Here is a 10333-nt window from a genome sequence, read left to right on the forward strand (position 1 = left end):
CGTCACCAACGTCATGAGCAACTACAGTTAGTGCCAACCGGGGCCACGGCCTTCCGGTGGCCCGGGGTCTGCCTTGGGGTGCCGTGACAGCCTGGGAGGTCAAGACCCTGCCCCCGCCGAGCGGTTGGGCTAGAACGATGCGTCACAAGGGGATACGAAGTGCCGTCACTGCAGGATGTCTGGAACGTCACTCGTCTGAGGTTGCTTGTAGAGCTGGAGAAGTGCAGCAGCTTGTCGCAGGCGGCCGAGGCGGTTGGTGTCAGCCAACCTAGCGCCAGCGAGCATATTCGCTTGTTGAACGCTGCCGCGGGAGAACCGATTGTTGAGCGCTACGGACGGTCGCTACGGCTCACCCACGCGGGTCGCGTGTTAGCCGTCTACGCCTCCCAAGCACTCTCGAACCTCACTGCCGGCGAGTCCGCCCTTGCCGCCCGCGCGGGACTGCGCACCGGCACGCTCGAGCTCGGCGCGTCTTCGGTGCCTGGAACTTATTTGGTTCCAGACATCATCGAGCAGTTCCAGCAGGAATGTCCCGATGTCAACGTGCACGTGTCGGTGGGATCGACCGCAGAAGTTCGTCAATGGCTAAGTTCGGGTCGAGTCACGTGCGCTGTCACGTGTGGTGATATGCGCGACGAGCGCCTGACAGTGACCGCCCTTGGCCCTGATGAGATCGTCGGTGTAGCCAGACCCCGCTTCCTTGACCTGTCCTCGGACGGCTATGTGGACGCCGCCGCCCTCGATGATTTCACGCTTCTGGTTCAAGAAACGGGCTCAAGCACCCGCGAGTACGCCTTGGGACTTTTGTCCGGCACTGACTACTCGTTCCGCAACGTATGGGAACTGGGTTCGGTGGACGCGGTCAAGCGGGCGGCGCGTCGAGGCCGTGGAGTCGGCTTCCTGTCCACTCACACCATTGCGGACGAGCAACGGCGGGGGGAGGTCGTCGCTTTCCGGGTGACGGATTTGCCTTCGCCAGCGCGGCGAGTGTGTTGGGTCCGGCTGACGCGGGCGTCTGTCAGTCCCGCCGAAACGTACTTCGAGTCGATGCTGCGGTCGCACCTCTCCCGCGCGGGTGGGGTGTAGTCGTTAACCGGACGTATCGGGTAATCCGATACATAGCCGGCTGGAACTCCCATCTGCCGATGTGGCAGGCGCGAGTGCCGAGGATTCATTGACTCGACTTGTAGTCCGCTCCTATCGTTCAACGATCGTTAGTTGATCCCAGACGACTTTAGGAGCGGCGGATGCAATCAAGCGGCCTCCCACTTGTGGAGACTCCAGATGTCCTGATCGTGGGGGCGGGTGTCATTGGTACGTCGATTGCTATGGCCCTCTCCCATCTTGACGTGGACGTTGCGGTCGTTGAGCGGCGACACGACGTCGGCGAGGAGACGTCCCGCGCCAACAGCGGTATCGCTAATTGCGGCTGGTCTCTTGCGCCGGGCAGCCTTGAGGCGCAGTTGGTTTGTGCCTCGAGTCCGCGGTGGGAGGACATTGCCTCGAGGCTAGGTGTCACGTTTCGCCGGGTGGGCCTGACCCTTTTGGCCTTCTCGGAGGAGGAGGCATCCGGGATCTCGGCGTTGTGCGAACGAGCCACGGAGAACGGCGTCACAGTCCGAGAGGTGCGCGGTGATGAACTCGCTGAAGTTGCTCCGCACGCCTCTGGTCGGGCGGTAGCCGGCATCTATGTCCCCGATGAGGGGGTCGTCGACTCAGTGCGGTTGCCAGTCGCATTCGCCGAGCTCGCCTCCGTTAACGGGGTGCGCTTCTATCTGGGGGAGTCGGTGGTCTCAGCCTCTTTAGGCAATGGACAGGTCGAAGAGGTGCTGACGACAAAACGTCGCTTCCGGCCGCGGTTTGTCGTGAACGCCGCTGGCCTGGGGGCGGACTTCGTTTCGAAGTCTCTAGGCGGCGACGAATTCTCCATCACTCCGCGCCGAGGGCAGTGGGTTCTGCTCGATAGGGAGTTCGGGAAACGAGTTCCGTCGATCCTCACCGGAATGCCGGGGAAGCTCGGTCACGGTCCGATGGTTATCCCGACCGCCCACGGGTCGGTGCTCATCGGTCCGGACGCAGAGGACCTCGAAGACAAGACAGATAAGTCTACGACCGGAGCAGGTCTTGACGACGTGGTGGATCGGTGTCGTGTCTTGATGCCGGACATTGACACGAAGTTCGCTATCAAGACCTTCGCGGGTCTGCGACCCCACAGCGACAAGACGTACCGCGTCGGCTGGTCTGAGACTGCAGGGAACCTCCTCCAAGCCGCGGGCATTCGCTCGACAGGGGTCTCCTCATCGCTGGCGATGGGAGACCACATCCGTGATTTGCTCGTCGGAGCGGGGCTCAGCGATCGGCTGGACGCGGGAGCTCGTAACGACCTCGAGTACACGCCGCCGCTATGGGCGGACGGCGACTACGCGCGGGTTGCTAAGGACCCGTTGGGCCGCACGGTGGTGTGTGCCTGCGAGAAGGTCACCGCTGCCGACATCCATCAAGCCCTGCGGGAGCCGTTGCCGGCGACATCCATCGGGGGAGTGGCCAGACGGACCCATGCGACGTGGGGGCGTTGCCAAGGTTCGGCGTGCCTGTCCGGAGTCTCGTTCATCACCTCGCTCTATACCCCAGGAGAGGCGTGGGAAACGCCGATGCATGAGCCGGGATCAACGCTTGGCGCGGGGGTGACGACCGGTGAGTGACGTGGTCGTTGCGGGTGCTGGACGTACCGGCATCTTGGTGTCGCGGATGCTCGCGGAGCGTGGAATCGGTGTAACGCTCGTCGAGCGATTGCCGGCTCCGGGGGGCCAGGAGCCGGAGACCGATGCCGCTCAGCTTGCTCGGGCCGCGTCGCGCGCCGGCGTGCGGATGATGCTTGGCACTCTCGCGGCCGAGTTCCGCCAGGGTCAGGTCCATACCCTGGGGGTAGAGGGTGCAGTCACGCTGTCGGCCGATGCACTCGTCGTGGCTACGGGATCTCGGCCGCAAACGCGTGCCGAGCTTGGCATCGCAGGGGAGCGCGGTGCCGGGGTCATGCCCGGGTCCGCGACCCGGCACCTCCTGGACTCGGGTGTGCTTTTGGGCCGTCACCCGCTGGTGATCGGAGACGGTCATTTGGCTGAGGAGCTCTGCTCGGCCTTAGGCTCTGCCGGCGCCATCACGGTGACGTCGGTTCGAGCCGGGTCGGACGGGGTTGATCCATGGCCTGGCACGAACACCTTCACCGATGCCCGGGTTCTGAGCGTGCACGGTTTTCCCCGGGTGAACCGGGCAGTGGTGTCCCAGGGCGATCGCCTGACCCATGTGCACGCGGACGCGGTGATCTTGGCTGCCAGTCGGGTTGCGATGCGCAACATCGAGGGGGCTGTCTTCGGAGGACCCCACGTCGTCGAATGCTTCAGCCTCGCCGAACCCAAGACGTTCGACAACGCCGAAGCAGCGGCGATGCAAGCCTGCGAACAAACCATGCTCACGTTGCGCTGACCGTCAAAAACGCCTGATCAGGAGACCCCAATGCAAGTGCTTTCACCAGTTGGAGAGTTCAAAGTCGCCGTCGACGGCGTACGTATCCGTGACGGCCGGCTGGTTGTTCACATGTCCATGGGCGCCTGGCGCTCCGAGGCCACGCTCGAGCGTGGTGACCTGCCCTACGTTGGTGTCGCCGCGAGCTTGCTCTTCGGCACGTTCTATATGGGTCGTCAGTCAGTAAAAATCGCCCTCAAGGCCCGAGAGTTGGGCTCACGATGACTGTGGCTAAGTTGGTGCCCGTCCTTGAGGCCGCCACGGCGGGCGGCTATGGCGTCCTGGCGGTCAACATCGTGAACGGGCTGACGCTCAGGGCGGTGGTTGATGCGGCCGAAGAACTACGCGCACCGGTGATAGTTCAGACGTCCGTCAAGACGGTCCTGTCGCAAGGTATTCCCGAGACCATGTCCATGTATCGCCACGCCGCCGAGCGCGCGACCGTGCCGGTGGTGCTCCATCTAGACCACTGCACCGATCGAAATGTGCTCCTCGACTGCCTGAAGGCTGGCTGGGGTTCTGTGCTTTTCGACTGTTCGGGTCGCACGCTCGAGGAGGCGACCGAGCAAACCAAGCAGGTAGTGAGGGAGGCTCGGAGCTTTGGGGCGGACGTCGAGGGTGAGATCGAGGGGATAACGGGTGTCGAGGACGGGGTCGGCAGCGACGACAAATCGGAGCTTTACCCCCTGGATGACGCAGTGCGCTTCATACGCGAGACAGGGATCGACTGCTTCGCGCCAGCCATTGGCAACGCACACGGTGACTACCCCCAGCTTCCCAACCTTGACGTCGACCGGGTGGACTCGCTGGTGGACGCGACCGGGCTCCCTATGGCGTTGCATGGCGGGAGCGGGCTGAGCGACGACCAGTTTCGGGACCTGATTTCCCGTGGCTGCGCCAAGGTGAACATCTCCACCGCACTCAAGCAGGCATACATCGACGCGCACCGGGATTTCCTGGCGGAGAACCCGGACTGCCATGAACCCTTGACGTTGATGGCGTTTGTGTCGAGCCGCGTGAGCATGGTCGCGCAGGGGCTCATCAAGGTATTCGGCAGCGAAGGGCGTGTCGCATGAGGGCGCTCATCTTCGATTGCGACGGCGTACTCGCAGAAACTGAGCGCGACGGACACCGGGCGGCCTTCAACCGGATGTTCGCCGCGGAGGGTCTCGACTTCGAGTGGACTGAAGACGACTACGCCTCGGTGCTGAGCGTCGCAGGCGGCAAGGAGCGACTGCGCCGGTTATGCACCGACGCGTTCGTGGAGCGACACGGGCTACCGACCGAGCAGGCAGCACTTGATGAGCTCGTGGCGTTGTGGCATCGACGCAAGACGCAGATTTTCTTGGACCTCGTCGCCGAGGGGCGGATGCCATCTCGCGCCGGCGTCCGACGCCTCGCTTCTGAGGCGCGCGCCGCTGGGTGGCGTTTAGCCGTGGCGTCCACGTCCGCTGTCGTGTCGGTGGAGGCAATCGCTGAACAGGTGCTGGGCCGAGAGTTGCTGGGTGAGTGCGTGATCGCTGCTGGTGACATGGTGGAGAACAAGAAACCCGCGCCGGACATCTACCTCCATGCGGCACGTCTGCTGGGGATCGACGCATACGACGCCGTGGCCGTGGAGGACTCGCATGTCGGGGTGTCGGCCGCCGTGGCCGCCGGCATGCGCGTAGTAGCAACAGTCAGTCATTACACGGCAGATGAGGACTTGACTGCAGCCGACATCGTTGTCGACGGCCTCGGGGAGCCCGACGGTGCTGCAATCGCGGTGTACAAGAACGACACAAAAACAGAGATCAAAACTCATGTCGCTTTGGAGCACGTCGCCTCGTTGTTGGGTCAATCAGGGGCTATGCGTGGAGCGGCCCTGCCGAAGGTGGACTCATGGAAATAATTAGCGACACGGTCATCTACATTATGATGGCGTTCGTCCTGATCGGCGCGGTGGCGGCTATCAGAGACGATCAGGGGGGCATTGGCAAAGAGTTCATGCAAGGCCTGCACTCGATCGGCTATCTGTTCATCCCCGTCGCCGGAGTGATGGCTTCGCTTCCATACCTGAGCATCTTCGTCGAGAAGGTCCTAGGGCCAATTTGGTCGGCTCTAGGAGCCGATCCGGCCATAGCCGCCACGACGTTCATTGCGTCCGATATGGGTGGCTATCAGCTGGCAGAGGCAACGGCCCAAAGTGACGGCGCATGGATCACCGCCATGGTCACCGGCTACATGGCCGGAGCGACAATTGTGTTCACGATTCCGGTGGGCTTGGCGATGTTGCAGAAGGCAGACCACAAGTATATGGCACTTGGCATCATGTCCGGGATTCTTACGATCCCGATTGGTGTCGCGGTGACTATGCTTATCGTCTTGGCGACCGGGGCCGATATCCGGTCCGAATCAAGCACCACCGGGCCAGCGGACACGCCGATCTCCGGGCTTGATGTGGGCGCCCTCGTCGGCAATCTGGTGCCCCTTGTGATCGTCGTGCTTTTGATCGCCGCCGGTCTTAAATTCTTGCCCGACCTGATGATCAAACTTTTCATGGTCTTCGGCCGATTCATTGACGCGGCGGTCAAAATCATTCTGGCCCTGTCAATCGTCGAGTACTTCACCGGGGTCTTTTCGCGTGTTTTTGGTTCCTGGGGCTTCGACGCCATCATTGCCACTGAGGATAATACGTTCCGAGCGCTGGAAGTCGCTGGATACGTTGGAATTATGCTTGCCGGGGCGTTCCCGATGGTTTACGCAATTCAGAAGTACATGTCGCGTCCGCTGAACGCAGTGGGTTCAAAGTTCGGCATCAGCCAGCCAGGTATGGCTGGAATTCTAGGTGGATCGGCCAACGTGCTGGCTTTGTTCCACCTGATCAAGGAGATGCCCCCGAAGGACAAGGTGCTGGCCGTAGCCTTCGCCACGACGGGGGGATTCCTGCTCGGCGACCACCTGTCGTTCACAGCGAACTTTCAACCGAATCTGATTGTCCCCGTCCTGATCGGCAAGTTGACGGCTGCCCTTCTCGCCATGGCGCTGGCCTACAAAATCGCTGTGCCAACCGCCCGCCGGCTGGAGGCAGCCGACCTCGAGCCTGGCCTCGCCTCAAGCCCCCCAGTTGCGGGGCTTGGCGCGACCGGGACAGAGACGCGGGGGTCTGACGAATGACCCAATCCCTGAACAACGTCGCGGCTTGTGACCCGCCGTGCGTCCGACAGGCGGTAGCCCGGCTGTGGCCAGGAGCCACCTGGTCCGCGGAGCCGCTTGACGGCGGCATGACGAATCGAAACTTCAAGGTCGAGGTACAGATAACCGACCGAGAGCAACGTACGGTGGTCGTTCAGGAGCAACTGCCTGACGCGCTCGCAGCACGGGTCGGTATTCATCGTGAGAACCAAGTTCGCGCCATGGCCATGGTGCTGGACTTGGGTTTGGCACCCGAAGTGCTCGGACAGTGGACAGAACCCCGGGTTCTAGTCTCCGAGTTCGTAGAAGGCGCGTTGCTGTCCGCGGTCCCGGATCGGGTTCATGCGACCGCGCTGGTGGGTCAAGCCCTGGCGAAGCTGCACAAGCACACGCAGGGCGTGGTAATGACGGGTCCTATTTCCGACCCATACAGCGGCACCGCGTGGATCCTGAATCAGGTCAAGAGCGAGGCCCCGGCCACGGCGGAGACGTTCGCGTGGACGATGGACATTCTCGCCCGCATTCAGGCTGCGTGCGGGCCGTACACGCCCAGTCTGCTCCACTCGGATGTCTCCGAGGGCAACGTGATCATCCTTCCCGACCGGGCGGTGCTCATCGATTGGGAGTACGTCGGAGCGGGCGACCCCTACTACGACGTAGGGGACTTCGCTGAGAAAGTGAAGCTCTCCAGCTCGGAGGAGGAGGCACTTCTGTGCGCCTACGACGGCGTCCTAGTGCCCACTTCGTTGGCTATGGCGCGCTTGTACCGGTTTGTCAGCATGCTGCGCGAGGCATTGTGGTCCGTCCGAGCAGGTACGACGGGCTTCACAGAGTTCGACTACGCCAATTACGCCCGTGCATGCGTAGCAAGGATGAGAGAAATTTCGCAGTCCTCGGAATTCGCTGACAGCTTGCACCTACTCGAGAACACCAATCAAGGAGAAATGAATGACTTACGCCAACGGCACAGCTGACCCCGTAGGCCTGGATGCGACACGGTTCGAAACCAGAATCGGACACGAGGGCTACGTCCGGCGGCTCCCGGAGCGAGTCACCCGCACCATCACCGCCAGCAAATTGGAGGTCACCGACCGGTTCCGGGAGGTAGTAGACCTGTTCGGCGAGGACCACCAGGAGACCCCCGCAGGGTTCCGCATCGAGATGGCTACCCACGGTTCGGTCACCAGCGTCGACCTCGTCCGAGACATCGGATACGAACGGGGCGGCACGCCCCGGCCAACGCCGCTGCTGTTCTCGGCCGACTCCGCCAACCCCTACGAGGTCTCGGACTGCGCGCCCCTGATCGCCAACGTCACCTGCAACCCTGGGATCGTCTACGACCTCTTCATCAATAACCCGGACGCAAACATCGGTGGACACTTCACGACCCTCGACGAAGTCCTTGTGGAGTTGAGCAAGGCGGCCGGACCAGGATGCGATGTCTCAGTCGAGATCGCGAACCCTTATGGCGACATCAACGAGATCCTGGAGGAGGTAGCGCGCTACGAGGAGATCCTGACCCGGCACCGGCTGGTGGTGAAGGTTCCACATACCGGCCCGCTCTCCGCAGACACGGCTGGCGACCTTCTCAAGGGCAACGGATTGCTTCGCAAACGCTACAACTCTGGTGCCCCGCGCGACATGCTGCGGGGCCACGCGCTCGCTCGGCAACTGCACGACCTTGGGCACCGGGTGAACTTCACTTTGATGTTCGAGCCGCACCAAACGCCGTTGGCGCTGCAGGCACGCCCCTACTTCATCAACGCCTTTGTGCGGCACCGAGCTGACGCCACGAGGCGGATGCGTGGATTCGTCGCTGCCTACGACGCGACTTCAGACGAGCAGTTCGTCGCGGACCTCAGGGACTACCTCGTTCGCATGGACTACCTCGGTACCGACGACAAGGCCTTGGACCTCCTGACGGTCCTGCGGTTGACTCGCACACTTCTGCGTCAGCGAGACGATGGCCCCGACGACGGTATGGACAGTGTCCGCAGGTCGCTGCGCTGGCTATCCACCACACACCTGCCGGAGACCCGTCTGATCGTCTGTTCGATGGACGGCGAGCAGATGTTTCCGGATCTCATGACCATGCTCAGTGAACCCGAGTTCTTACCACTACACCGGCGGGTGCTCGTTACGGCCGATCCGGCCTACCTGGCTCGGTGGACTACCAGCCCACACGTAGTGACCTACCAGCGTCGATTCCTGTCCGCCGTCCGTTCGGCACCGGACGCACTCAGCGCCGGCACATCGTCATCCAGGTCCTGATCGTCCACCAATCGTGTTAGCACCACACAAGGCCATCCACCCCTCGGCCGTCTCCTGGCCCTATGCCCCGTGGTGCGGGCTATGGGTCCCGGAGTGGCAGAACGCCGGGCATCACCGCGGACGGCAGCTCGGGTCCCCGTGGCGGGGTCCGCGATGGGCGGCCCCCGCCAACCGGGCGACGGCACCATTCCGAGCCGCCACGAGGGACCCGAGCGTGGCTACCGGTCCCTTCGGGAAACCGGGCCAGATACGCGTGATCGGGCCAGCCCCAAGACGTCCGCCTCACCGTTCGGTGCCGCCATTTGCCCGTGGTATTGAGTTCACCCAGTTCCGTCCCTGACACGAGCTTTGCAGCATCTCCCAATGAGACTAGCCGACCGTTGAGACGGCTCAGGACAACTCGGACTCAGCCTGCTGAATGGCCGCGAACTCCTCCTCGGGGGCGCTTGCGACGAGGCGGTGTCGGCTGTAGAACCAGAAGTAGGCCAGCGCAACAACGAAGATGAGCGCCGTGATTCCGGCCGCCTTCTCATCCACGAAGAACGTCGCAATCACTGCCGTCAGCGCGAGGGTTAGCGCAACGGCGGTCGTGACCACTCCGCCGGGAGTGCGGTAGGGCCGCTCGAGCTCGGGCTCACGGATCCTGAGCACGATATGCGAGACCATCATGAGCACGTACGACACGGTCGCACCGAACACAGCGATGTTGATCAACAAGGCGCCGCGAACACGATCGAGAAAAAGCTGGCGACTAGGCCCGCTAAGCCCACGTAGTTGACGAAGTCGGCTACCCAGGTGTCCCCGCCAAAGGCGGATCGGATGGCCTCCGGAAGAGGGTTGTCCGAGTCCGCAATCGCCGAGGACCCGGCACCGCCGGGCGCAATGAACAGCATCAGTGCAGCCGGTCACGAGCAGAATCGTCATCGCAGTGATGATCCCGCGTGGCATGTCCCGCTCCGGGTCGTTAGCCTCTTCTGCTGCCAACGGGACTCCCTCGACCGCAAAGGAAGAACCAAATTCCGTACACCAGTTCGCCTAGAACGCCGGCATACCCGAACGGAATGAAACTGTTCGGGTCGTGTCCAGCGGCCGGTGTAAATGAGACGGGCGTAGGTTCGGTTTCGAGACCGCTCAAAGTCATCGAAGAAAGGACCCTACGCCCGTGTCTGCACGAGTATCACCCACCGATCGGATCCACGCCAGGATCGACGCCCTGTTCGCGCAGGACCGGCCGCTGCCGGAGGTCTTGGAGGAGGTGGCCCGCCTCGGCGCGCAGCTGTTGATGCAGGCCGCCCTGGAGGCCGAGGTCACCGAGTTCCTGGGCCGGGAGCGCTACCAGCGCGCCGCGACCATCACCGACGCCCGG

Annotated in this window: 10 protein-coding genes and 1 pseudogene; 10 read left to right on the forward strand and 1 reads right to left on the reverse strand. The window is 62.9% G+C overall.

Features of this window, described 5'->3' with window-relative positions; translation table 11 throughout:
* Window positions 1-159: 159 nt before the first annotated feature.
* From BN11_RS09445 to BN11_RS09485, 9 genes are all read left to right on the forward strand, one after another.
* A complete protein-coding gene (locus BN11_RS09445) occupies window positions 160-1086 on the forward strand; it encodes a LysR family transcriptional regulator (protein ID WP_048696987.1) in 927 nt (308 codons plus the stop codon).
* Window positions 1087-1247: 161 nt separating this feature from the next.
* Window positions 1248-2702 carry an NAD(P)/FAD-dependent oxidoreductase gene (locus tag BN11_RS09450; RefSeq protein ID WP_083433649.1) on the forward strand — a complete coding sequence of 485 codons (1455 nt, stop codon included), beginning with the start codon at window positions 1248-1250 and terminating at the stop codon, window positions 2700-2702.
* Window positions 2695-3483: an FAD-dependent oxidoreductase gene (locus BN11_RS09455; protein WP_083433650.1), complete on the forward strand. Its 789-nt coding sequence runs from the start codon at window positions 2695-2697 to the stop codon at window positions 3481-3483. The genes BN11_RS09450 and BN11_RS09455 overlap by 8 nt, the downstream gene beginning before the upstream one ends.
* Before the next feature lie 36 nt (window positions 3484-3519).
* The gene (locus tag BN11_RS09460; RefSeq protein WP_162213198.1) at window positions 3520-3747 is read left to right on the forward strand and encodes a hypothetical protein; all 228 of its coding nucleotides are present in this window, start codon (window positions 3520-3522) and stop codon (window positions 3745-3747) included.
* The gene (locus tag BN11_RS09465) at window positions 3744-4598 is read left to right on the forward strand and encodes a class II fructose-bisphosphate aldolase (RefSeq protein WP_048696998.1); all 855 of its coding nucleotides are present in this window, start codon (window positions 3744-3746) and stop codon (window positions 4596-4598) included. Before BN11_RS09460 ends, BN11_RS09465 begins: the two co-directional genes overlap by 4 nt.
* Window positions 4595-5413: an HAD-IA family hydrolase gene (locus BN11_RS09470; RefSeq protein ID WP_053084050.1), complete on the forward strand. Its 819-nt coding sequence runs from the start codon at window positions 4595-4597 to the stop codon at window positions 5411-5413. The genes BN11_RS09465 and BN11_RS09470 overlap by 4 nt, the downstream gene beginning before the upstream one ends.
* Window positions 5404-6678: an ethanolamine utilization protein EutH gene (eutH, locus tag BN11_RS09475; protein ID WP_048697000.1), complete on the forward strand. Its 1275-nt coding sequence runs from the start codon at window positions 5404-5406 to the stop codon at window positions 6676-6678. Before BN11_RS09470 ends, eutH begins: the two co-directional genes overlap by 10 nt.
* A complete protein-coding gene (locus BN11_RS09480) occupies window positions 6675-7670 on the forward strand; it encodes a phosphotransferase (RefSeq protein ID WP_083433651.1) in 996 nt (331 codons plus the stop codon). Before eutH ends, BN11_RS09480 begins: the two co-directional genes overlap by 4 nt.
* A complete protein-coding gene (locus tag BN11_RS09485) occupies window positions 7645-8967 on the forward strand; it encodes a transaldolase family protein (protein ID WP_053084051.1) in 1323 nt (440 codons plus the stop codon). The genes BN11_RS09480 and BN11_RS09485 overlap by 26 nt, the downstream gene beginning before the upstream one ends.
* A gap of 390 nt (window positions 8968-9357) precedes the next feature.
* Here BN11_RS09485 and BN11_RS25880 read toward each other — a convergent pair whose 3' ends face one another.
* A complete protein-coding gene (locus tag BN11_RS25880; protein WP_318843261.1) occupies window positions 9358-9651 on the reverse strand; it encodes a hypothetical protein in 294 nt (97 codons plus the stop codon).
* Window positions 9652-10129: 478 nt separating this feature from the next.
* On the opposite strand from BN11_RS25880, the pseudogene BN11_RS23625 reads away from it, so the two are divergent.
* Window positions 10130-10333, forward strand: a pseudogene (locus BN11_RS23625) (IS256 family transposase); the annotation flags it as partial.

The sequence above is a fragment of the Nostocoides australiense Ben110 genome, assembly GCF_001050535.1.
Taxonomy (GTDB): Bacteria; Actinomycetota; Actinomycetes; order Actinomycetales; family Dermatophilaceae; genus Nostocoides_A; species Nostocoides_A australiense.